This window comes from Funiculus sociatus GB2-C1, from assembly GCF_039962115.1.
Classification (GTDB): domain Bacteria; phylum Cyanobacteriota; class Cyanobacteriia; order Cyanobacteriales; family FACHB-T130; genus Funiculus; species Funiculus sociatus.
Genome location: NZ_JAMPKJ010000002.1, coordinates 84,059 through 105,848 on the forward strand (window position 1 = coordinate 84,059; position 21,790 = coordinate 105,848).

The following is a 21,790-nucleotide window of genomic DNA, read 5'->3' on the forward strand; positions in this document are numbered from 1 at the left end:
CTCTTCTTTCTTCTCTTCTTTCTTCTCTTAAGTCTGCGTCTTCTGCGCCTCGGCGGTTCGTTTAAATTCCTCCCACAAACCGACCAGGACTCAAAATATTTTCTGGATCAAACTGTGTTTTAATTTTCCGCATTAAATCAAGAGCATTACCCGTATAACCCCAGACATCCAACTGCTGCTTCAAAGCGATGGGTGCTTCCAGAATAGTCAAAAAACCGCCTTGGGAAGATAGACGCGATCGCATCTCCAAAATTGGCTTAACATCTGTACTATCAAACTGCACCATCCCTAACCCACTACCAGCGTGAATCAAACACAATAAAGACGGGATTTCAGCAAGGATTGCCGCTGACGACGAGGGTACTACTCCTATTTTGCAAGTAACAGCAGCATCTTGGGGGGATATCCACATTTGTTCTTGTAACAACAGCCATAGCTTTGACTCATCGGCATCAGAATATATTGTCCCCTGTAAACCCAGATGTTGCCCTACTTCCAGAAGTCTAGCCGACTGTTCCTTAACACTCGCCGCCACACTTTGGAAGCGAACAATTAAACCCATCCCCTCACCTAAATTTGCCTTTGCCACTAGAGTCTGCGATAGCAAATCAACCGCAGTGGGAGTCAAAGCAGAAGCCAGCAAAGTTTTAGTTGCCGCGGCAATTCCTTCATCTGTGCCAATAAGCACCACAGTTCCAGACAGCTCTGGCAGGGGATAAACTCGAAATGTCACTTGAGAGATAATTCCTAGCGTTCCAAAAGAGCCAGTAAATAACTTCATTAAGTCATAACCAGCAACATTTTTTACCACCCGCCCCCCAGCTTTAGCAATTTGACCATCGCTTCGGACAAAAGAAAGCCCCAAAAGCATATCCCGAACCCCCCCATAACGTTGTCGCCAAGACCCAGCCGAAGCCGTGGCGACAATGCCACCAATAGTAGCGGTTTCAGGATAAGCTGGATCTAGGGGGAGAAATTGACCTTGTTGCGCTAAAATTTTTTGCAATTCGGCAAACTTCATGCCTGCCTCGACTGTGACGGTTAAATCACCGACGGCATGATCTATCAAACGATTGAGGCGTTCGGTACTGACAACTAAATTAACCCCATCTACTAATCCACCCCAACCAATTTTGCTACAACTGCCGCAGGGTAGGACGCGCGATCGCTGCTGGTGGGCAAAAGTCATAACTAAGGCGAGTTCTTCCAGGGTATCGGGATAGACTAGGCAATCAACGGTGGTTGAAGGTGTAACTGCTTGGGATATTTCTGATTTGCGGGCGACTTTTGCATCTTCCCAGGGAATAATGGTTGAGCTGCTGAGGATGCTTTTCAATTTTTGGGCTACGCTATTCATGGCTTATAAAGACAGCTAGGCTAAAACACATTTAGAGTGGAGCTAAATACGAGCATTGCACGAGCTTTACACATAAGTAACACTTAATCCTTTGTAATATTAATAATAAATTTGTATTTTATTTCTTAGGATAGAGTCCAAGGTTTCATACTTGTAGTAGAGGTAAATGACACTCTCCAGGGGTAGGTTTAACTGAATGGTTCGACGAAAAAAGACACAAGCCATACAGCAAAAAGTACGGACAATGCCAGCTGGCTCCTACGATCGGGAGAGTTTGCTGAATCGGATTACTACCCGAATTCGCCAGTCTTTAGAATTGCAAGAGATTTTGGCGACAACGGCGCGAGAAATCCGTACTTTTTTGGGTATGGATCGGGTCAAAATTTACCGATTTGCTCTGGATGGGAGTGGCGAAGTCATTGCCGAGTCGATCCGGGAAAATCGCCTGCCTTCCCTGCTGGGGCTGCGGTTTCCAGCCGAGGACATTCCTCCCCAAGCCCGCAAAATGTTTGTCAAAGCTCGTCAGCGAGTGATTATAAATGTAGCCACTGGACACAAGACTCAAGAGCAGTTAGATTGCCCCTCAAGTGGCAAAACTTTTGCCAGCGAAGACATCCGCTATTCCCCAGTCGATCCTTGCCATATCGAATATCTGATGGCGATGGGGGTGAAATCCTCTCTAACCATTCCGATTTTGCATCAAAACACCTTGTGGGGACTGTTGGCGTGCCACAACGCGATACAGCGACGATTTAGCGAACAAGAGTTGCAAGTTGTGCAGCTGTTGGTGGATCAGATGTCGATTGCGATCGCTCAATCCCATCTTCTCCACACAGCCAGACAACAGGCTCACCATGAAGCAGCGATCAACCACATTAGCAGCCTGCTTCACTCCCCACTTAAACTTACAGAAATCCGGCAAGCCGTTCTAGAAGAAACTGTCGAAGCCTTACAGGGCAATGGTGGCAGACTGTTTATTACCGCAGATGCCACAGGAAGACCTGCTCAAATTTATACCTATGGCGATCAGCCCAGTTTGCCCTGGCTAGAAGAAACTTCCTTGTGGCAAAGCATCCTTAATGGGGAAAAAGGTGTCGCTAGTCAGTCTTACAGAGAAAACAATCAAGATATCCAGTCTCACAATCTTCACAATTCCGAAGGCAGAAGCATAAAGTCATCCTTCATCCTTCATCCTTCATCCTCTCCTTACACCATTAAGGATCTCTACCGAGAACCGCAACTAAAGTCTTTAGCCTCTAGTTTCGGGTTAACTACCATTCGGTCTATTCTCATCGTGCCTTTGAGATATCATCAGCAGTGCGTCGGGTGCCTCACCATCTTCCGCAATGAGATCAGTACCGAAACCTTATGGGCAGGAAAACAGAATCTCGACGGCCGCAACCTGCGCCCCCGTCTATCTTTTGAAGCATGGCGAGAAATCAAGCAAGCACAAGCCAAAGAATGGAGTCCCGAAGAACTCAAACTAGCTCAAGCTATTGGAACTCACCTCTACATGGCTGTGATGCAAAGGCGCGTGGAGGATACAATCCGGCATCAGGCATCTCACGACCTCCTGACGGGGTTGCCGAATCGGTTGCTATTTAATGACAGACTTTCTTTAGCGTTGGCAAACGCCCATCTCAGCCGCGATGAAATGCTGGCGGTGGTGTTTCTCGACCTGGATGGCTTCAAGCGGATCAACGATACTCTGGGTCATGCTGTAGGCGACCAGCTACTGCAAGCTGCGGCGCGACGCTTAAAGGATTGTCTGCGGGACACTGACATTGTTGCTCGTTGGGGTGGAGATGAATTCACTATTATGCTTTCCCCCGTCACCTGTGCCGATGATGCCACTAAAATTGCCCAGCGAATTTTAGGCGGACTAAATGTTCCTTTTCGTTTTGAGGAACAGGAACTTTATATTAAAGCAAGTTTGGGAATCGCTCTGGCTCCTTACGATGGAGAAGATGCAGAAACTCTCTTGAAAAACGCCGATGCTGCTATGTATAGAGCCAAGCAGCAAGGTCGAAATAACTATCAGCTATACACGCCAGCACTGGGGGCAAGAGCGCTAGAGCGATTGGTGTTAGAAAACAGACTTTACAAAGCGTTGGAACGCGAGGAATTTCTGTTGCATTACCAGCCGCAAGTGAATTTAATCACGGGTCAGATTGTGGGGATGGAAGCGCTGATTCGCTGGAACTCTAGCGATTTAGGATTTATTTCGCCTTATCAATTTATTCCACTGGCAGAAGAAACTGGTCTTATTTGCCCAATTGGGGAATGGGTTTTGCGGACAGCTTGCGCCCAAAATCGCCTCTGGCAGTCTCAAGGATTGCCCCAATTCCGCATTGCAGTAAATCTTTCAGCGCGTCAGTTTCAGCAAAATAACCTGCTAAAAATTATCGGTCAGATTCTCGCTGAAACGGGTCTGGAACCTTATTTTTTGGAGCTGGAAATTACTGAAAGTATTGCTATGCAGGATGTGGATTTGACTATTTCTGTGTTGCGAAAGTTGCAAAATATGGGAATCCAAATTTCAATGGATGATTTTGGAACTGGTTATTCTTCGCTCAGTTATCTGAAACATTTTCCTCTAGATACGCTGAAAATTGACCGCTCTTTTATTCGTGACTTGATGAGGAATCCCCATGATGCGGCTATTGTCAAGGCCATCATGGCTCTGGGTCATGGACTGAATTTAAAAGTGATTGCTGAGGGAGTGGAAACACCAGAACAATTGGAGTTTTTGCGCTCGGTTGAGTGTGATGGTTTGCAAGGTTATTTATTTAGTCCGCCTGTAGCCGCCCAAGCAGCAACGGAAATTATTAAAAATGGAAAATTAAATATGAAAAACTAGATTTCATAGCACACAAAAAATTCACAACTTGGGAAATTGAAAATGCTAAACTTTCTTAATCCTCTGTTAGGGCGCGATCCAGAGCGCATCAAAGCCGACGTCGAAATCTACACCTGGCAAACTTGCCCCTACTGCATCCGCGCCAAAATGCTCCTCTGGTGGAAAGGAGTCAACTACAAAGAATATAAAATTGATGGCGATGAAGCAGCCAGAGCGAAAATGGCCCAACGTGCCAACGGGCGGCGCAGCGTCCCCCAGATTTTCATCAACGAGCAGCACATTGGTGGATGTGATGATATGTATCAGATGGATAAAGAAGGGAAACTAGATCCCCTACTGGTTCAAGCAGCTGTTTAGACAGGCAAAACCTGCCTCTGTCTCCCGTTTACTGAAAGGGGCGTAGCCGTAGCATAGACGGCTGAGGGCAAGGAGCGACTATGACAATTGACAATCCGGCATATCTAATTCATCGACAATGGATGAGCCGGGCGATAGAACTCGCTCAAAATGCTGGTGAAGCTGGGGAAGTCCCAGTCGGAGCAGTGATAGTTGACGTGGATGGTAACTTAATAGCAGAAGGTGAAAATCGCAAAGAGCGCGACAAAGACCCCACAGCCCACGCCGAAATTATCGCTATTAGAACAGCGGGGCAAGCGAGGCAAAACTGGCACCTCAATCAATGCACCCTCTACGTTACCTTGGAGCCTTGCCCAATGTGCGCTGGTGCAATTGTCCTAGCACGTCTGCGGCTTCTAGTTTACGGAGCCGACGACGCAAAAACTGGTGCCATTCGTACAGTTGCTAATATCCCAGATAGTGCCTGCTCTAATCACCACTTGCCTGTATTGGGTGGTATCTTAGAATCTGTCTGTCGCCAACAACTGCAATCCTGGTTTGCCCAACGGCGCTCAAAAAGTACAAACTAAAAATTAGAATCGAAAAAAAGACAAATTCTTTTCTTTTAGGTTTTTAATTTTGTCTTTATTTTGTCTTATCAATGACAGCCGGAAAACTGTCCATCTTATAGAAGACAGATGCCTTAATAATACTTAAGGTGTAATTATGGATGCCGTGAGAAATTTTATCCGCGATGACTCAGCTCGACCCCTCTGAAACAACCATAGCAACTGCAACCCCTGCCAAAGGAGTTTCAGTTAATTCCCGCGTCTTACCCTGGCTAGCGTCCGCAGGCTACAAGCTGACAAGCTGCGTTGTTATGCCGTTTTACATTGGCAGCAGCGAAATAACTGGACAGGAAAATCTCCCCGCTACTGGTCCTGTCATCCTAGCTCCTACCCATCGCTCTCGCTGGGATGCCTTTGTCGTACCTTACGCAGTTGGGAAACCAGTCACAGGTCGTGACTTGCGGATTATGGTATCAGCGGATGAAATGACAGGGTTACAAGGCTGGTTTATCAGTCGCATGGGAGGTTTCCCGGTAGATACGAGAAATCCGGGCTTAGGCAGTTTTCGTCATGGTGTCGAACTTCTCGAAAGAGGGGAAGTGATGGTCATTTTCCCAGAGGGTAACATCTACCAGGATGGGCGACTTCATCCCTTGAAAGCTGGCTTGGCGCGGATCGCAGTGCAAGTAGAATCGGAAAATCCAGGATTGGGCGTTAAAATTGTCCCAATCAGTATTCGTTACGGCAGCCGAGTACCACACTGGGGTTGCGGTGTCAAGGTTAACATCGGTACTCCGATCTCAGTGGCGAATTATTCTTGTACTGGTAAGCCGAAAACAAGTGCGAAAAAATTGACTGCTGATTTAGAAGCTGCGCTGATACAGTTGGATGAAAGCGAAGCGGTGACGGTGGATACGGTTTGTGCGCCAACTCCATTAGAGAAGGTATCAAGCGCTCAAGGATAGATGCTCCTTCCAGCCTCCGACTAGGAACGAGGGGTGAGGAAAATATCAGATACCCAAGGTTAATTCCCAGCTTTTTACAGTACCTGTGTCTAACTGAGCATAGTCCACTACTAACAGGTGCCAAACTCCTGCTGCGGGTGAATCGAGTAGTTGCTTGAGTGCGGGTGTGTTTTGCAGCGTGTAGGTGCCTTGCAACTGGGTTGCAGAACCCAAGGTGCGACCTTGCAACAGTACAGTTTGTCCTGTGGGTGGGATTAAACTCACCTCGATATCCCCCAGGAAGCTGTGTTCAATATTGATACCAATGTGAATATCCCGAACGCTTCCGGTTTGGGGAACTTGAATGGGACTGGTGATACCTTGAGGGTTGTCGTCCGGAATGGCTAGGCTGTTGTTGTTACGTCCATTCAAGACTTGGGAGGGTTTGGACTGTTGGACTCGTTGTTCTTTGGCAGCTTGAACGGCTTTAAAAGCATTGACTTTGCCATAACCGAACCATTGGGAGTAACCGTTGACATCGTAAGTGCCTAGCCGAAAAGCAAGTTGGGGGTCAGGGTCGGGGTCTACAATTTTGTCGGCGGTTTGTTGCAAAATTCGCCTGACTTCTTGTGCAGTTAAATCGGGGTTGGCTGACAAAACTAGGGCGGCGACACCTGCGACGACGGGACAAGCGCTGGAGGTGCCGCCGAAATCGTTGGTAAAGTTGTTAGAGGAGTATCCGGCTGCGCCTAGTCGGTCAGCGGTTAAGACTCCTAGTCCGGGCAGGGCGGTTCGGACTTCCGGGGCGGTGCTGATATATCCGGTTTGTTCAAACCACATCCCCGGTGGGGCGTTGTTGCTGGGGGCAGAGATGGTTACGTTCCCCCAGTTACTGTAGGCGGATTTTTTACTCAGGCTGGTACAGGCGGAAACGGTGATTACGTCTGGATGAACGGTGAAACCGCCTAGCCACTGGGTGGGGCCTTTTAGGAGGTTATTTGGCCAGCCTTGTTCGTTGATGGTACCGCTGATGGGGCGATTGGCGTTACCAGCAGCAAAGACGATGACGCAGCCTTTGCGATCGCGTCCTATTGTAGCAGCACGGGTGAGGGCGGCGCGTTGTCGTAGGGAAAGAGGAAAGTATACGGCTGCTGGCCCCCAGCTACAGGAGATGACGCTGGCACCGTTTTGGATTGCCCACTCAAATAGTTGTTCGATGCTTTCGTCATCTAAGAATCCTGTGGTGCGGAGGGGCATTAAGGCACAACCAGGCGCAACTCCCACAATGCCACTGCCAGTTTCTTCGGCAACTGCAACTCCAGCGCAGGCGGTACCGTGGTTTTCGTCTTGCTCTCCCGGTAGGGGCAAGAAGTCTTGGTCTTTGAAGTCTTTGGGGGCGACGATTTTTCCGGCACCTTGAAAGTCTGGGTGGTTGAGGTCAAAGCCATCATCGGTTACGGCGACGACTACGGAACGCACGCCGCGAGTGATATCCCAGGCTTTCTCAACTGAAATATGGGAACTAGCTGTTACTTGATTAGCACCTGTGTTGTTGAGATACCATTGCTGGGGATAGAGGGAATCTTTGGGGCGGTAGTGTTGCTCTTGTCGCACGACGATATTAGGTTCGGCGGTTAGTACCTCTTTTCGCCCCATGAGTCGGTTAGCTATTTTGACGGGGTTTTCTGTGGCTTGTGGGGTAAGGTGAAAGACGAAGGTGTTGGGAATGCCGTTGACTGGTTTGAGTAGTTGTAAACCATGTTCGGATGCGATCGCATTCCTCGTTTCTTCCTCCACAGAGGGCGCAAATTGTATTGTCACCTGATCTGTGAGGTAAACTAGCGTTTGCGGATTCTCTTTGAGCTGGTAGACGTGGCTGGCAAAGGCAACATCTTCTGATGCTCGTGCCGCTTGCATTGCTTTGTCTCGCCCGGATGGGTCTACTATAAATTCTTGTAAGTCGGCTTTAGGAATTTCTAAAGTTGGTTTGGCGGGGACACTTTGGGTTACGTCAGCTGCTTGTGAAGTTGGGCGGACTGTAAAGCGATCGCTCACTTTCTCCAGCGCCAATTCTTCTCCTCCCCGTTGTAAAATATTCCCTACACTCTCTTCTGGTACACCACTAGCGGATTGGTAATTGGTCATTGAAGTATTGCTAATTGAAGGATTGAAATATTGCTCATTATCTTACCCAGTCCCATTTAGGTAATCGGTAACTCAACCAAAAAGCAAGTATTCCCCAATTTACTTTCTACTTGAATTGAACCTCCTAAATAGGTTATCAATTTCTGCACTAGCGCCAGTCCTAGACCAGTTCCACCATGTTTCCAGCGATCGTTACTGGGAATGCGGTAAAATTGGTCGAAAACGCGGGGTAATTCGCTTTCTGGAATCTCAACACCAGAATTGCTCACGCTTATCTGAATCATTCCCGCCACTTCACGGACAGCCACGGTTATTTTTTCGCCTGGGGGAGTGTACTTACAAGCATTATTTACTAACTCTGTAATTATCCGCTCCAAACTGAAGGAGTCGGAATATAAAATAGGCAATTCTTTGGATATTTCTACTTGGAAAATTTGCTGCTGGTTTTTGGTTCGCTGTTCAAAAGGCTCCATTACATAAGGAATCCAGTGTTGGAGTTCAATATCTATTCTTTCTAAAGGGTATAAACCCGCATTTACTTGCTGCAATTGCAGTAAATCGTTAATCAAATTTATTTCTCGTTCGCATTCGTCATTCAACATCTCCAGGTAGATAATAGATTGGCTATTATCTGGATTTTCTGCTGTTGAATTACCGAAAGAATTATTCGTTTGAATTATTATATCTTCCAACATTTCAATTGCCATCTTCATGTTGGATATAGGCGTGCGTAATTCGTGAGAAACTGTACTGAGAAAATCATCTTTTAGCTGGTTGACTTTCTCTAGTTCCTTTACTTGAACAAGAGTCGCTTGGAAAAGGCGGGCTTGTCGAATTGCGATCGCGCATTGATTCGCTACTTGTTGCACCAATCGAATTTCTAATTCATTAAACAGATATTCCTGGTGATGAAGTAACCACAAGTTCCCTAAAACTCCTTGGTTATCAAAAATAGGACAAGCCAGTGCTGCAACATGACTAGGGATAGGATTAGTAAGTTTAGAATCTAATTGGCAAAATTGCAGATACTGCCCTTGCAAAAGGTTAGAATAAATCTCAGTAAAAGCAGCCATTTGCACTGCATAATTCTGATGTGAAGGCAGATAAGTTGTATATTCTTGGCAAATAGTGGAAGTTGCTTCTTCAAGGTTGTACAAGGCTGTACCACAGTAACCTACTTCAAGTCCAATGGCTAATTCTTGTACGGCTGTTTGTAGAATTTGGCTTTCGTCGAGGCTGTCACGCACTTTGTCAGTAATTCGTTTTAGCATCGCTTCAAATTTGAGAGCTTGCTGCAACTGAGCTGTACGTTCCTGTACCTGACGTTCGAGGTTGCTGTTAAGCCGCTGCACTTGTTGGTAAAGTTCAGATTGTTGAATAGCGATCGCTGCTTGGGTTGCCAATGAAGAAAGACAATCAATCTCTAACTGATTCCATTGTCTGGTTGAGGAACAATGATGAGCAACTAGCAATCCCCATAACTTGGTACGATTAGGCTTTGGGGATGAGGGATGAAGCTCTGAAACTTGTTCATAGTTTATTATTTTTCCTTCATCATTGGCTGCATCATTTAGCTCATCTTCGATTGCTTCTGATTGCAGAATTGGTACTACCAAATTAGCTCTAACTTGAAAACTGGTTAGTAAATCAAGGTGACACCGGCTTAACCCACCATTGTTAACATCCGTTGTTGCTTTGACCCGACCTTGTTTGTAAAGGTTAATATACTTTTCATTAAAACAGGGATCTGTAATTTTTGAGCCTAAAATAGGTTTGTAGCGTTCATCTACAGATTCTACTTCTATAAATCCACTCCAGTTGGATAGGAAACGATAAATAACGACGCGATCCGTTTGCAAAAATTCTCTTACTTGAGTTACTGTAGTCTGAAGAATTTCTCTTAAATCTAAAGACTGACGGATTTGCTGGGTAATATTTCCCATCAACCGCAACCGATCGTTTTGCTGTTGCAATTCTGCTGTAGCTCGACTAGCATCAAGAAGACGGCGCACCCGTTGACGTAGCACTGCCCAGTGGATAGGCTTGGTAATGTAATCGGTAGCACCAGAAGCAAACGCCCGATCCACTGAATGAGAATCTTCAAGAGCAGTGATAATTAAAACAGGAATGCGATCGCCTTGAGGAAGTTTTCGCAGCAGGGTACAACAATTAAAGCCATTGATTGTCGGCATCAAGGCATCTAGTAAAACAATATCTGGGCGCAGTCGAAAATACTCAGCTAAAGCTTCCGCACCATCACTCGCCTCTGCTACCCGATATCCGTCTTTTTCCATCATGGCGCGCAGCTGAAGCCGGGTTAACCTGTCGTCTTCGACAATCAAGACTAGGTAAGGTTGTTTTCCAGTTGCGGCGGTATTCAGCGTTGACGAGGAATTTATATTCATACCTGACTGGGCTGACATTCCACCTGTAAAGCAGCTTTAACTTTGCCATACTCTAATTCCATAGCAGAAATTAAAGCGGATGCAGCGGAAAAGTTTTTCTCATGACTCATGAGTTCCATCTGTCTACAAAGTTCGGCTAGTTGTATAGCTCCAAAAGTAGCGCTGTTTGCCTTCCAAGTGTGGGCTGCTCCCTCAAGCGCGATCGCATCTCCATTGCTAATAGCTTTTTTCATTTTTTGCAGTAATTGGGGGGAATCTTCTAGATAGCACTCAACTAAATCTTCTACTAAATCCGAGTTAATTCCACCCATTTGTTCCAAAAATGATTGCAGCACTTCGGTATTAATGGCATCCCTGAAGTCTATGGGTAAAGACGAGGATGACGATTCTTTTATTGACATTTTTAGCGATTCTTCTTGCTCAGCCATCAGCTTTTTAGCCTCACTCCCGTTTAAAGGTTGACACTTCCTCAAAGTGGAAATCAACTCTTCAAATCGAATCGGCTTACTGATATAATCGTCCATACCAGCTTCAAGACAAGCTAAGCGATCGCTTTCCATAGCATTAGCTGTCATGGCAATAATTCGAGGTCTTTGTAATCGCGCATTCTGCTGGCTTCCAAATAACTGCCAGTCTTGACAAATGTGCCTTGTTGTTTCCAATCCATCCATTTCTGGCATCTGCACGTCCATCAGCACCACATCATAAGATTTGTGGCGCAAAGCTTCTAACACTTCTAACCCATTATTAGCTACATCAGCTTCATAGCCAACTTTTTTTAGTAGATGTAACGCTACTTGCTGATTTATCTGATTGTCTTCAGCTAAGAGAATCCGCAAAGGTAGCCTTTGCTCTACTAGAAAGTCAGCTTGAGATAAAGTAGAAGTAGAAAGCGATCGCTGGAGAGTTTCATCACTTTCTCGTAGCTTCAATTGTTCTGGCGCTAAAATCCCTACCAAAACATCATAAAGTTGGGATTGTTTAATCGGCTTGTATAACAAAGTCGCGTTTAGTTCTTCTACCTGTTTCTCTTTTTCTTGCCTACCCAACGGAGTCAATATTACTAAAGGTAGTGTCTTACCACCCGGTAATGAGCGAATCTCTCTCGCTAACCTCAAATGCTCCATTTCTGGCATTTGAATATCCAGAATTGCAACATCAATGCCGCTTCCTGAACGCAAACAGCTTAAAGCTTCAACTCCCGATGCAACTGTTTGGCTAGACATTCCCCAGGATTTGGCTTTTGAAATTAAATTTTTACGATTAGTGGCATTGTTATTTACAATTAGCAGTCGCTTTCCAATTAATTGCGACTTAAAATCATCATCTTCCACGCCGTCAGCAGAACACTGGGTAAGCATCGTGAAATAGAAGCTAGAACCGCGCCCTAATTCACTTTCAAACCACATTCGCCCGCTCATCATTTCGCTCAACTGCTTGCTAATCGCCAATCCCAACCCGGTACCACCATATTGACGAGTAGTGGAAGAATCAACCTGACTAAATGGTTGAAATAGGCGATTTTTGCGGTCTAAAGGAATGCCAACGCCTGTATCTTTAACAACAAATTTAATTTCATAATGACTGACTTCCGAGCTACCATTGGTAATTGATAATTGGGGTTCACCGTTGTTACCTATTACCGATTCTCGATTATTAATGAGTTTTTTTGCTGATACTAATACCGTCACTTCTCCTTGGGCGGTAAATTTAACAGCATTACTCACTAAGTTCAGCAAAATTTGCCGCACTCTTGTAACATCGCCCACAATTGTCTTAGGCGTTCCTGGCTCGATCAAATATGCTAGCTCTAAACCTTTTTCAGCTGCTTTAGGCGCTAATAAATCTAATACTCCCTCAAGGCAACTTATTAAACTAAAGGGTTGTTCTTCCAATTCCAGCTTTTTTGATTCTATTTTTGAGAAATCAAGTATATCGTTAATTATTGTCAGCAATACATCGCCGCTGGTACGAATTGTTTCGGCAAAGTTTTTTTGTTGAGGTGTTAAGTCGGTCAGTAGTAACAACTCTGCCATGCCAATTACCCCATTCATGGGAGTGCGGATTTCATGGCTCATCATTGCCAAAAACTCACTTTTGGCACGGCTAGCTTGCATTGCTGCCATTCGTAAGGCAACTTCAGCCTGCACGGTTCTTTGAGCAGCAAGTCGTAAATCTAGTTCATCAATAACAATCGCGGCTAGTTCCCTGAGAGTTTGCATTTCTGCTTCTGTCACCTCACGAGGTTCGTAGTCGATGACGCATAACGTTCCCAACCTAAAACCATCGCGGGTAAGCAAGGGAGCTGCTGCATAAAATTGCAGTCCAAACTCTCCAGCTACCAATGGATTAGCTAAGGTGCGCGGGTCTACTTTGGCATCTAAGACGGTGTAAACTTCGTCTTGCAAAATCGCACTAGCACAAAGTCCAGGTTCCCGCCCAATCTGCTGTACGTCTAATCCGTGATGGGATTTAAACCAAATCCGGTCATGATCAACGATAGTGACAATTGAGATGGGGACGTTGAAGGAACGGGCAGCTAAGGCTGTAATGCGGTCAAAGGCTCCATCGGGGGGAGTGTCAAGGATATTATATCGACGAACGGCTGCTAGTCGCTCTAGTTCATTAGTAGGAATCATCAAAGGATTTTTATCTAAGGTTTAATTAATAGGGTAGCTAAAATAGGGTAGCTAAAACTAAGATTAAATAATCAAAAATATTTCGGAAGTGCCAATAATTAAAATCGTATATTATATATTACAAATATTAATGGTACAAGATTCATCAAGGCTAGAGGCGTAAATTAATTTCCCTTTCTTTTCTGTAGTTAAAATAAAACTGAGACTTTCACAAACACGCTACCAGCGTGTTTTCTGGTGTTGAGTCAGTTCCGCCGATTTTAAAAAAAAAAATTTAGCGATTAGAGGTGCTAGGGGTATGGATATGCCCGGCTTGCATCCTTAGAAATTCAGGAACTTTTTGAGCGTTCTGTGAGTCCGACCATGCAAGGCTTTGGGGCTTTTACTGCTGCTGTTTCTTTTCGCAGTAGAACCAGGCAATGTTAATATACCCAAAGTTTATCATCGTCGTGTTTTCATCCCTCTCACTCTTAAGTTAGTTTATGGTATCTTCTGGAACTGCTTGCCGCCTCGGCTTTACCTGCCTTGCTTTTTTACCCTTGAGTGTGACTTTGACCCTGCTACAACCCGTGCAGGCTCAGACCCAGGTTCCTGCTCTACCAGAAGACGCCAGTCAGTCACAGCCGGATTTTACCGATCCGAACAATATCCGTCCCTTGAGTCAAGATAGTAGCCTCCTGAGTATGCCGGGAGGGCAACGTTTGCTATCGGAAGCCAATAGTGCGATTTCGTCCCAAAACTACGCGATCGCTGCCAAGAAACTCCAAGACGCTCGTCAAGTTTTCAACCAGCTATCTAATTTTTATCAACAACTAGGTTCTAGTTTTTCGGGAATTGATAACCGAGTTTACGAAAGTCAACGCCAAAAGGCAGTACAAGCTGCCCAACTTCGGGATGAGGCGACTTATCAGTTGGCACTTGTACATCGAGCGCAAAATCAGCCAGATTTGGCAGTACCTTTGTTGATTCAGATTGTGCGCTCTCAGCAGCCAACTCGTGACTTAGGGAAGAAGGCTTATCAGCAGCTAGTGGAACTAGGCTTTATCGATACACCCAGCACCACTCCCGCCAGCAATAATCCCCCCGCCTCATCTTCTTCTGCCCCCCAACGCTAAATTAGAGTTAAAGATTGAATTGTGAAGTGTAAACGGGAGTAGAAATGGTTAGCCCAGCTCAAGTAGAGGAAATGATCAAGGCAAAGTTGCCGGATGCTCAGGTACAGGTTCAAGATTTGACTGGCGGTGGCGACCATTATCAGGTGACTGTGGTTTCGTCTCAGTTTGAAGGTAAACGGCTCGTGCAACAGCACCAGATTGTTTATGGTGCTGTGCAGCAAGCTATGGCAACTGAAGCTATTCACGCTCTAGCCCTGAAAACTTATACTCCCCAGGATTGGGAGGCAGTTAGGGTTGTTTAAGCCTACCTGAGGACGGTGCTATGCAAGCGCACTAGAAGTAAACTAGACAATAGAGGCATTTCAAGCAAAATTATGACCCCAGAACTAAAAGAGCGGATTGATAGCTTGCTCAAAGAAAACAAAATTGTGGTCTTTATGAAGGGCAACAAGCTGATGCCCCAATGTGGTTTTTCTAACAATGTGGTGCAGATTTTAAATACTCTGGGTGTTCCCTACCAGACTGTTGACATTCTGGATGATTGGGAAATTCGGCAGGGAATTAAGGAGTATTCCAGCTGGCCTACAATTCCCCAAGTTTACATTAATGGCGAGTTTGTTGGCGGCTCGGATATTTTGATTGAGCTGTACCAGAAGGGTGAATTGCAGGAAATGGTTGAAGTTGCTCTGGCTTCTTAAACTCATATCTTGCATCGCTGTTCATCAATTTTGAAAAATTTTGTAGGCTAAACCCTTGGAACGAAACCCAGCATACTCGTTGGGTTTCTTTACCACTCCATCGAACCTCAATACAGTTCACTTAGAAGTTCAAGATCCAAAACCTACTTAGGTTGGGTTGAGGAACGAAAGCCAACACGAATAAGCATTCGTTAGGTTTCGTTCTACGATTATTCTTAAGTGAACAGTCTGGAACTAACAAAAAAATACCCTCAGAAAGTTCTTTAAAATAAAGATTTATCTGAGGGTATTTTTTATTAATTCAATTTGATAGGAGGGCAATCGTACTCAAAGTAGGATATTTCTGAGACTTCAAAAAATGGATTCTATTAACCAAAAATCGCCAGCCTGTGGACAAGTTCGTAACAAAATCATTAATTATCCACAGGCAACGATTTGAAAGATGTTTCTTTTTACCAATGCAACCCAAAATAGCTAATAGTAGTCCGATTTTGGCTGTGTCTGTGTCTGTGTCATTTCAAAGTTGGACGGATCGTAAATGTATCTGCTGACTTCTTCTTCTAAGCGGTGTATATGAAACGGTTCGAGGGCGCTAGTTTGACGCAGGGCGGCGAGATAGCCATCTAAAAACAGCCGCAAATCATCGAAGCGATAACCCCGGTTCCACATTTCGACGAGGGCGTCGGTGAGTCTTTGGTAGTAGCGGATGGTTTGTGTATCCTGTAGCATGGTCGGAAGTAAGAAGTGTGAATTATGAAGTATAAAGGGTGAAGCAGGAACAAGGAAAGTTTGGTTCTGCGGGTTGTTAGGCCGTTTGGGCGGTGGGCTATAGCGATCGCCTACTTTATCTGAAAATTCCATAGCCAGAACTACAGGTCTTTTTTCAGCCGAATAGCCCAAAACACTCTTCTGTTATATACAAATTTTGTGATGGTGGAAATCTCGATTGTGTTCCTTGAGTAATTGCCTTTAAAAAGGTGTCAGTGCCTTTGTAGCAAGCGTCGGGAGGCATCCAGCATTGCCGCTGCGGGACGTCCTTGATTTTGTACCTCAGAGAAACATCAAAACTCATATCTCCGGGGCGAACGATAGAGGCGAGGTGCTTTTTAGAGCGCGTACACCAAAAGCGATCGCTTCCTTGATTACTTCTATCGTAGAAAACTAGAGCATCAGCGGCATACATCCCTTGGGCGATTTCTACAATGTTCTGTTTCCACCAACCTACCCATTTTGGATTCATCTGCTACAACCTGCTTTAGAGAGCGATCGCTTCTCTACTATCTGCTCGTGGATTCCTTAAGCTATTTTCCAGAGTGGGAGACACTCTTTAGGTAAGCGGGGAAAATTTTTTACTAACTCTAGGGTTCTGACATAGCATCGTTCAGGGGATGATTACTAAACGTTAAGCTTCGTTAACTTTATTGTAACTAGATGCGAGCGGCGATCCCACTATTGAGTTTAGATCGAAGGGCCAAAATCAAAAATGGGGTGGGATAACGCGCCTCCGTAGCAGTAGTTACAGAATCATGACATTAGCTTTGTTAATGTGAAACACACCAGCTTGAAGGAAGCCTGCTGCCGTGGGATCGATTTGTATTCAGATCATCGAGGGAAACCCGCACCTGCGATCGCTACTGGGCTGGCATTTACAGCAAGCAAGCTACTGGGTGTGTCAATCTGCTGGAATTCATCACGCTAGAGAGATATATCTCACCCGCCAACCTACAGTCGTTATCCTTGATTCCGACTTACCGGATGGTGATGGTATCGAGTTTTGCCGATGGCTCCAGGAACAGGGACAATCACTCATCTTGATGCTGTCTGCCCGCAACACAGAAGCAGATATCGTTAATGGTTTAAAAGCGGGAGCTGACGACTATCTAACTAAGCCTTTTGGGATGCAAGAATTTATGGCACGGGTTGAGGCTTTGGTTCGCCGTGTGCGAGTCACAGCAGCGCCCATGTATTTAGATTATGGCGACCTGAAAATAGACTTAGTACAGCGTCGAGTCCGTTTCAAAGAGGAGTTTATTGACTTAACGCCCCAGGAGTTCAGTTTACTTTATGTACTGGCTCAGGCTGGGGGATTGCCCTTAAGCCGTTCGGAACTGCTGCGCCGCGCTTGGCCTGATGCCATCGATAACCCGCGCACTATTGATACTCACGTTTTGTCCCTACGGAAAAAAATTGAGAATGTGCCGCGACAACCCAGTTTGATTCAAACTGTCCGCAACGTCGGCTATCGGTTTAATCCGGAGATTCTCAATGCGCTGGAACCCAAGACAAATGGTAGAGAGACTCGCACCAGAAATGGAAATGGAAACGGTCAGCGTTCGGCGCTTACCAGTTATTAACTCCATTCTTCAGCTGCCTGAGCTTCTGCCTGAATCAGGGTTTCGCGTAGATTAGCCCAGTTTACTTGATGTGCTGTTTTGTCGGTAAGCAGACGACCATCCTGCAAATATAAAACGCGATCGCAAAACATCTGGGCTAAATCTAACTGGTGATTGACCATCACCACCGCACATCCCTGTAGGCAAAGCTGGGTCAAAACTTGTAGAACGCGATCGCTACGACCAGCATCTAGAGCAGATGTCGGCTCATCAAGTAATAATATTTTCGGTTGGATGACTAAAGCACGCGCGATCGCTACCAGTTGCCGTTGTCCTACCGATAATTGCACCTCCGTGCGGCCTAACCAATCTTCGGGGATGTGCAGTTGTTCGCTTACCTGTAGCAATTGTTGACTAATTTCCTGCTTTGTGCTGCCCTTTAAAACCAAAGGGTAAGCTAAAGCATCTCTGACAGTCATACCCAAGAGTTTTGGTTCTTGAAGAACCAGCATCACTTGCCGTCGCAACTGAATAACGGGGATTTGACCGTATTCTTGATTTTCCAGATAAATCTTGCCAGATGTTGGTTGACTTAGGCGATTTAATAGGCGCAACAGCGAAGTTTTCCCGGCACCAGAAGGGCCGATGATAGTAATGCGATCGCCTGAGAATACCTCAAAAGAAATATCCTTAAGCAAATACTGCGAACCCACCGAAGCCGCTAAACTCACCAGTTCTAGCCGCAACACTTCTCTTTTTGTCTTAGTGTCTTCGTAGTTCAAAAAATTAGATTAAAAAGGCGTATAAAAACAATTTGAGATTATTTTTCTTCTTCCCCTCTAGGCAGTGGAGAGAGGGGGTTAGGGGGTGAGGTGGTGCTTAGAGGATGTTTGAAAAGTTATCTATGTGACGCTGAAATCTTGGAGCTCCCCCCTAGCCCCCCTTAAAAAGGGGGGGAAATCTTCAAAGTCCCCCTTTTTAAGGGGGATGCAAGGGCGATCTCTAACCCATAGCGTTTGAAAAAGCACTTTTCAAACATCCTCTTAGACACCTCCTAAGATTCCTTGAGTCGTCGCCGTCCACACTGTCCAACCATCTATCAACAACAGCAACAGCGTAAACCCCAACAAAATTAGATACATCCAGGGTTGCGCCAAAGGACGCACATCGGTTGTATCAATTCCCGTCTTCGCTTCCACCAACTTAACCAACCGCACAAAACCAACTACCCGCATCGGCAGCAAATAAGCTTTTTGTTCCGACTTGCTGACAAAATAGTAAACTATTCCACCTTGCCCAGTAGTGCGAAGTTTTAATTCCTTCACATCTGCCCAAGGTAACGACCAACCCTTGCGGAAAAAACGGGGAACCCATTTAGGATAAGTCACCTGGATTTTTTCCTCATCCAGAATTACCCGTTCGCTTAAGGCAGCATAAAGCGCCATAAACCCTAAGCCAATTCCCACCCAAAGTAACTTAGGTGAGATGGGAGTATCTGACACTTGCGCCAAAAACGGTAAGGGAATCGTTAGCGCCAAGTATAGCGCCATTAGCGTGATCCGAATCAGCGGCGAAATGCGGAAAATAGATTGTGATTCTAATTCAAGGTTTGTTGACACGGCTTTAAACTGATATAGATGAAGCAAGCTCCTCAAAACGACGCTTTTGCCTTGCTACTGACATTCTTCGGGCTTAGGCCTGGGAACGAGAAATTAACTCCAGACGAGGGACGAACCTTGTCCCCAGAAGCCGTCATATTTAGAGACTTTGATATCGCCTAAAACCTGAGTTTGGCAGGCTAATCGAAGATTTGAAGTGGGAGAATGGGGAGGAAGCGATCGCCTGGTTTTATCCTTCCAGTTCGGTTGGGAAACTTCCCCTTCTACCTCGACTGCACAAGTGCCGCAGGTGCCAATTCCCATACAATTTATAATTTTCGCGTTGCCGTTGTACAGGTCGATGTCATTTGAGAGTAAAACTTGGCGAAGATTCGCACCCTGACTGCACTCAAATGTTTTCCCTTGAGCTGTCACCTTTGGCATAATGATTAATTCAATGACTCTGCTAACTGGTTACTTTTGTTAAGTATATTTTTACATTTATTTACAAAAAGTTTCTAAATTATCTCCCCATCTAACCTGTCCATGAACTCAGATCAAACAAACCAGATTTGGATATACGACACGACACTGCGCGACGGCGCACAACGCGAAGGACTATCGCTGTCGTTGGAAGACAAATTGCGGATTGCCCGAAAGTTAGACAAAATGGGCATTCCCTTCATTGAGGGCGGTTGGCCTGGGGCGAATCCCAAGGATGTGCAATTTTTCTGGCAACTCAAAGAAGAACCACTCACCCAAGCGGAAGTAGTGGCGTTTTGTTCGACTCGCCGCCCCAACATCAGTGCGGCTGAAGATCCGATGCTGCAAGCGATTCTGGCGGCTGGTACTCGTTCGGTGACAATTTTCGGCAAATCCTGGGATTTGCACGTTACAGAGGGGCTGAAGACCAGCCTAGAAGAAAATATAGAGATGATCCGGGATACGATTGAGTATCTGCGAAGTCAGGGACGGCGAGTGTTTTACGACGCGGAACACTGGTTTGATGGTTACAAGCAGAATCCAGATTATGCGATGCAGACGTTAGAGAGTGCGATCGCTGCTGGTGCAGAATGGGTGATACTGTGCGACACCAACGGCGGCACCCTTCCCCACGAAATTAGTCAAATTGTGAAAAATGTCGTCACAGCAATTTCGCAATTTTCAATTCCTAATTCCCAATTCCCAACTCCCCAGATAGGGATTCACACTCACAACGATTCTGATGCAGCGGTGGCGAATGCGATCGCAGCTGTCATGGAAGGAGCCAGAATGGTTCAAGGCACCATCAACGGCTACGGGGAACGCTGCGGCAACGCTAACCTCTGCTCAGTAATTCCCAACTTGCAGCTAAAAATGGGATATAGCTGTATCCAAGACGAACAACTAGCTCAACTTACAGAAGCTTCTCGCCTGATTAGCGAAATCGTCAATCTCGCCCCCGACGAATACGCCCCCTTTGTCGGGCGTTCTGCCTTTGCACACAAAGGCGGCATTCACGTTTCCGCCGTCGAACGCAACCCCTTTACTTACGAACACATTCAGCCACAACAGGTAGGCAACCTCCGCCGAATCGTTGTTTCCGACCAAGCCGGATTAAGTAATGTTTTGGCAAAAGCGCGTAGCTTTGGCATAGACCTAGATAAGGGAGATCCCGCCTGTCGCGACATCCTGCGCCGACTCAAGGAACTGGAGAATGAAGGCTTTCAGTTTGAGGCAGCTGAGGCGAGTTTTGACTTGCTGATGCGCGAAGCTTTGGGACAGCGAGAGCAAATGTTTGAACTCAAAGGCTTTCAAGTTCACTGCGATATCGTGCAGAATGCCAATGCCCTCGCTACTGTGAAAGTCGCCGTCAATGGCAAAGACATTCTAGAAGCTGCGGAAGGAAATGGCCCAGTTTCGGCGCTGGATGAAGCATTACGCAAGGCGTTGGTGAACTTCTACCCGGAAATTGCCGCATTTTACTTGACAGACTACAAAGTGCGAATCTTAGACAGTGGCGCGGGTACTGCGGCGAAAACTCGCGTGCTGGTGGAATCAAGTAATGGGCATCAGCGCTGGGCTACTGTAGGCGTTTCCAGCAATATTCTGGAAGCTTCTTATCAGGCAGTTGTCGAAGGGATTGAATACGGTTTGCTGTTGGGAGCAAGGCGAAATGACAGGCGAAACCCCTCTCCTACAAAGATATGACCAATCCCGTAGCGCAGGCATCTCGCCTGCTCAATGTCCTAAAAAGAACAGGATCACTACTCATTCTCATCCTCAACCAGCTCACCTAGATACAGTTCTACAAACTTTTTAGCGGCGGCTGGCTCAATTCCCTTCAAAGCTTTAACAATATCTGCAACCGTCTCAGCGGTGGGATCGGCTCGTTCGTGAAACCAACGATTTACAATCGTTCTCTCGATGCCTAAAGCCACCGCTAACTTGTTCTGGCTGATACTGTAGGTTTCTAACGTCTGCTTGAGGGCTTGACCTGCTCTTCCCATGCCTCTAATCGTCTCAGAGGAGGATGATCTAGTAAATGTAAATTTATTTGTTCACATAACGTATGATTAAACTGTGAACTTACTTGTTAACGTTTTTGTCTTCTTTCCCAAGCAAGCGAAACATCTAGCGAAGGTGTTGGTGATTGGTTCTAACAAAGGTGTCAGCTGTAAGATTCTCACGCTGTACCGCTTGGGTTTTGCGGAGGTTAGCGAGTGGAGTCCGCTGTCAGCTGCTTCAAATCCTGGCGAGGTGATGAGTATCTTGAGGCGGCGGATTCCGATTAATTGAATCAGCGACAATA

At 45.9% G+C, this 21,790-nt stretch carries 20 protein-coding genes; 10 read left to right on the plus strand and 10 right to left on the minus strand.

Annotation, left to right across the window (positions count from 1 at the left end; translation table 11 throughout):
* Positions 1-61 precede the first annotated feature (61 nt).
* Positions 62-1,357 carry an FAD-binding oxidoreductase gene (locus NDI42_RS01630; protein WP_190455822.1) on the minus strand — a complete coding sequence of 432 codons (1,296 nt, stop codon included), beginning with the start codon at positions 1,355-1,357 and terminating at the stop codon, positions 62-64.
* A gap of 196 nt (positions 1,358-1,553) precedes the next feature.
* On the opposite strand from NDI42_RS01630, the gene NDI42_RS01635 reads away from it, so the two are divergent.
* From NDI42_RS01635 to NDI42_RS01650, 4 genes are all read left to right on the plus strand, one after another.
* Positions 1,554-4,217: a bifunctional diguanylate cyclase/phosphodiesterase gene (locus NDI42_RS01635; RefSeq protein ID WP_199311178.1), complete on the plus strand. Its 2,664-nt coding sequence runs from the start codon at positions 1,554-1,556 to the stop codon at positions 4,215-4,217.
* A gap of 42 nt (positions 4,218-4,259) precedes the next feature.
* The gene (gene grxC, locus NDI42_RS01640) at positions 4,260-4,574 is read left to right on the plus strand and encodes a glutaredoxin 3 (protein WP_190421992.1); all 315 of its coding nucleotides are present in this window, start codon (positions 4,260-4,262) and stop codon (positions 4,572-4,574) included.
* A gap of 80 nt (positions 4,575-4,654) precedes the next feature.
* A complete protein-coding gene (gene tadA, locus NDI42_RS01645; RefSeq protein WP_190438701.1) occupies positions 4,655-5,143 on the plus strand; it encodes a tRNA adenosine(34) deaminase TadA in 489 nt (162 codons plus the stop codon).
* Positions 5,144-5,307: 164 nt separating this feature from the next.
* The gene (locus NDI42_RS01650; protein ID WP_190455824.1) at positions 5,308-6,087 is read left to right on the plus strand and encodes a lysophospholipid acyltransferase family protein; all 780 of its coding nucleotides are present in this window, start codon (positions 5,308-5,310) and stop codon (positions 6,085-6,087) included.
* A 45-nt stretch (positions 6,088-6,132) separates the two neighbouring features.
* Here NDI42_RS01650 and NDI42_RS01655 read toward each other — a convergent pair whose 3' ends face one another.
* From NDI42_RS01655 to NDI42_RS01665, 3 genes are read right to left on the minus strand one after another with little or no spacing between them, the layout of a single operon-like run.
* Positions 6,133-8,211, minus strand: coding sequence for a S8 family serine peptidase (locus NDI42_RS01655; protein WP_190455825.1), 2,079 nt, complete (start codon positions 8,209-8,211; stop codon positions 6,133-6,135).
* A 56-nt stretch (positions 8,212-8,267) separates the two neighbouring features.
* Entirely contained in the window at positions 8,268-10,634 is a 2,367-nt protein-coding gene (locus NDI42_RS01660) for a GAF domain-containing protein (RefSeq protein WP_190455827.1), read from the minus strand.
* Positions 10,613-13,255 carry a response regulator gene (locus NDI42_RS01665; protein ID WP_190455829.1) on the minus strand — a complete coding sequence of 881 codons (2,643 nt, stop codon included), beginning with the start codon at positions 13,253-13,255 and terminating at the stop codon, positions 10,613-10,615. Before NDI42_RS01665 ends, NDI42_RS01660 begins: the two co-directional genes overlap by 22 nt.
* Positions 13,256-13,737: 482 nt before the next feature.
* Between NDI42_RS01665 and NDI42_RS01670 the strand changes: the two genes are divergently transcribed.
* From NDI42_RS01670 to grxD, 3 genes are all read left to right on the plus strand, one after another.
* Positions 13,738-14,370 (plus strand): hypothetical protein, encoded by a 633-nt coding sequence (locus NDI42_RS01670; protein ID WP_190438914.1) that lies wholly within the window; start codon positions 13,738-13,740, stop codon positions 14,368-14,370.
* Between the two features lie 44 nt (positions 14,371-14,414).
* Positions 14,415-14,672, plus strand: a complete 258-nt coding sequence (locus NDI42_RS01675; protein WP_190421980.1) for a BolA family protein — start codon at positions 14,415-14,417, stop codon at positions 14,670-14,672.
* 72 nt (positions 14,673-14,744) lie between these two features.
* Positions 14,745-15,068: a Grx4 family monothiol glutaredoxin gene (grxD, locus tag NDI42_RS01680; protein WP_190421978.1), complete on the plus strand. Its 324-nt coding sequence runs from the start codon at positions 14,745-14,747 to the stop codon at positions 15,066-15,068.
* A 474-nt stretch (positions 15,069-15,542) separates the two neighbouring features.
* Here the strand turns inward: grxD and NDI42_RS01685 are convergent, their stop codons facing one another.
* Together NDI42_RS01685 and NDI42_RS01690 are read right to left on the minus strand one after the other, a co-directional pair.
* A complete protein-coding gene (locus NDI42_RS01685; RefSeq protein WP_190456026.1) occupies positions 15,543-15,797 on the minus strand; it encodes a DUF6761 family protein in 255 nt (84 codons plus the stop codon).
* A gap of 154 nt (positions 15,798-15,951) precedes the next feature.
* Positions 15,952-16,308, minus strand: coding sequence for a hypothetical protein (locus NDI42_RS01690; protein WP_190455830.1), 357 nt, complete (start codon positions 16,306-16,308; stop codon positions 15,952-15,954).
* 340 nt (positions 16,309-16,648) lie between these two features.
* Here NDI42_RS01690 and NDI42_RS01695 point away from each other — a divergent pair, with 340 nt between their 5' ends.
* Positions 16,649-17,422, plus strand: a complete 774-nt coding sequence (locus tag NDI42_RS01695; RefSeq protein WP_190455832.1) for a winged helix-turn-helix domain-containing protein — start codon at positions 16,649-16,651, stop codon at positions 17,420-17,422.
* Here the strand turns inward: NDI42_RS01695 and NDI42_RS01700 are convergent.
* The 3 genes from NDI42_RS01700 to NDI42_RS01710 all read right to left on the minus strand — a co-directional run bounded on the left by NDI42_RS01700 (position 17,419) and on the right by NDI42_RS01710 (position 19,443).
* A complete protein-coding gene (locus NDI42_RS01700; RefSeq protein ID WP_190455834.1) occupies positions 17,419-18,183 on the minus strand; it encodes an ABC transporter ATP-binding protein in 765 nt (254 codons plus the stop codon). The two genes, NDI42_RS01695 and NDI42_RS01700, sit on opposite strands and share 4 nt — an antisense overlap.
* A 261-nt stretch (positions 18,184-18,444) precedes the next feature.
* Positions 18,445-18,951: a hypothetical protein gene (locus NDI42_RS01705; RefSeq protein WP_199311192.1), complete on the minus strand. Its 507-nt coding sequence runs from the start codon at positions 18,949-18,951 to the stop codon at positions 18,445-18,447.
* Positions 18,952-19,113: 162 nt separating this feature from the next.
* Complete coding sequence (locus tag NDI42_RS01710; protein WP_190455837.1) at positions 19,114-19,443, minus strand: 2Fe-2S iron-sulfur cluster-binding protein; 330 nt, start codon at positions 19,441-19,443, stop codon at positions 19,114-19,116.
* Between the two features lie 102 nt (positions 19,444-19,545).
* On the opposite strand from NDI42_RS01710, the gene cimA reads away from it, so the two are divergent.
* Positions 19,546-21,189, plus strand: coding sequence for a citramalate synthase (cimA, locus tag NDI42_RS01715; protein WP_190455840.1), 1,644 nt, complete (start codon positions 19,546-19,548; stop codon positions 21,187-21,189).
* A 56-nt stretch (positions 21,190-21,245) separates the two neighbouring features.
* Here cimA and NDI42_RS01720 read toward each other — a convergent pair whose 3' ends face one another.
* The gene (locus NDI42_RS01720; protein ID WP_190455842.1) at positions 21,246-21,488 is read right to left on the minus strand and encodes a helix-turn-helix domain-containing protein; all 243 of its coding nucleotides are present in this window, start codon (positions 21,486-21,488) and stop codon (positions 21,246-21,248) included.
* Between the two features lie 73 nt (positions 21,489-21,561).
* Between NDI42_RS01720 and NDI42_RS01725 the strand changes: the two genes are divergently transcribed.
* Complete coding sequence (locus NDI42_RS01725; RefSeq protein WP_190455843.1) at positions 21,562-21,777, plus strand: hypothetical protein; 216 nt, start codon at positions 21,562-21,564, stop codon at positions 21,775-21,777.
* Positions 21,778-21,790: the final 13 nt, after the last annotated feature.

Coding starts and splice junctions, on each gene's coding strand:
- NDI42_RS01720 (WP_190455842.1), bottom strand. CDS start 21,488: ATGGGAAGAGCAGGTCAAGCCCTCAAGCAGACGTTAGAAACCTACAGT.
- NDI42_RS01685 (WP_190456026.1), bottom strand. CDS start 15,797: ATGCTACAGGATACACAAACCATCCGCTACTACCAAAGACTCACCGAC.
- NDI42_RS01675 (WP_190421980.1), top strand. CDS start 14,415: ATGGTTAGCCCAGCTCAAGTAGAGGAAATGATCAAGGCAAAGTTGCCG.
- NDI42_RS01710 (WP_190455837.1), bottom strand. CDS start 19,443: ATGCCAAAGGTGACAGCTCAAGGGAAAACATTTGAGTGCAGTCAGGGT.
- NDI42_RS01630 (WP_190455822.1), bottom strand. CDS start 1,357: ATGAATAGCGTAGCCCAAAAATTGAAAAGCATCCTCAGCAGCTCAACC.
- tadA (WP_190438701.1), top strand. CDS start 4,655: ATGACAATTGACAATCCGGCATATCTAATTCATCGACAATGGATGAGC.
- NDI42_RS01655 (WP_190455825.1), bottom strand. CDS start 8,211: ATGACCAATTACCAATCCGCTAGTGGTGTACCAGAAGAGAGTGTAGGG.
- NDI42_RS01670 (WP_190438914.1), top strand. CDS start 13,738: ATGGTATCTTCTGGAACTGCTTGCCGCCTCGGCTTTACCTGCCTTGCT.
- grxD (WP_190421978.1), top strand. CDS start 14,745: ATGACCCCAGAACTAAAAGAGCGGATTGATAGCTTGCTCAAAGAAAAC.
- NDI42_RS01660 (WP_190455827.1), bottom strand. CDS start 10,634: ATGTCAGCCCAGTCAGGTATGAATATAAATTCCTCGTCAACGCTGAAT.
- cimA (WP_190455840.1), top strand. CDS start 19,546: ATGAACTCAGATCAAACAAACCAGATTTGGATATACGACACGACACTG.
- NDI42_RS01705 (WP_199311192.1), bottom strand. CDS start 18,951: ATGGCGCTATACTTGGCGCTAACGATTCCCTTACCGTTTTTGGCGCAA.
- NDI42_RS01635 (WP_199311178.1), top strand. CDS start 1,554: ATGGTTCGACGAAAAAAGACACAAGCCATACAGCAAAAAGTACGGACA.
- grxC (WP_190421992.1), top strand. CDS start 4,260: ATGCTAAACTTTCTTAATCCTCTGTTAGGGCGCGATCCAGAGCGCATC.
- NDI42_RS01650 (WP_190455824.1), top strand. CDS start 5,308: ATGACTCAGCTCGACCCCTCTGAAACAACCATAGCAACTGCAACCCCT.
- NDI42_RS01665 (WP_190455829.1), bottom strand. CDS start 13,255: ATGATTCCTACTAATGAACTAGAGCGACTAGCAGCCGTTCGTCGATAT.
- NDI42_RS01690 (WP_190455830.1), bottom strand. CDS start 16,308: ATGAATCCAAAATGGGTAGGTTGGTGGAAACAGAACATTGTAGAAATC.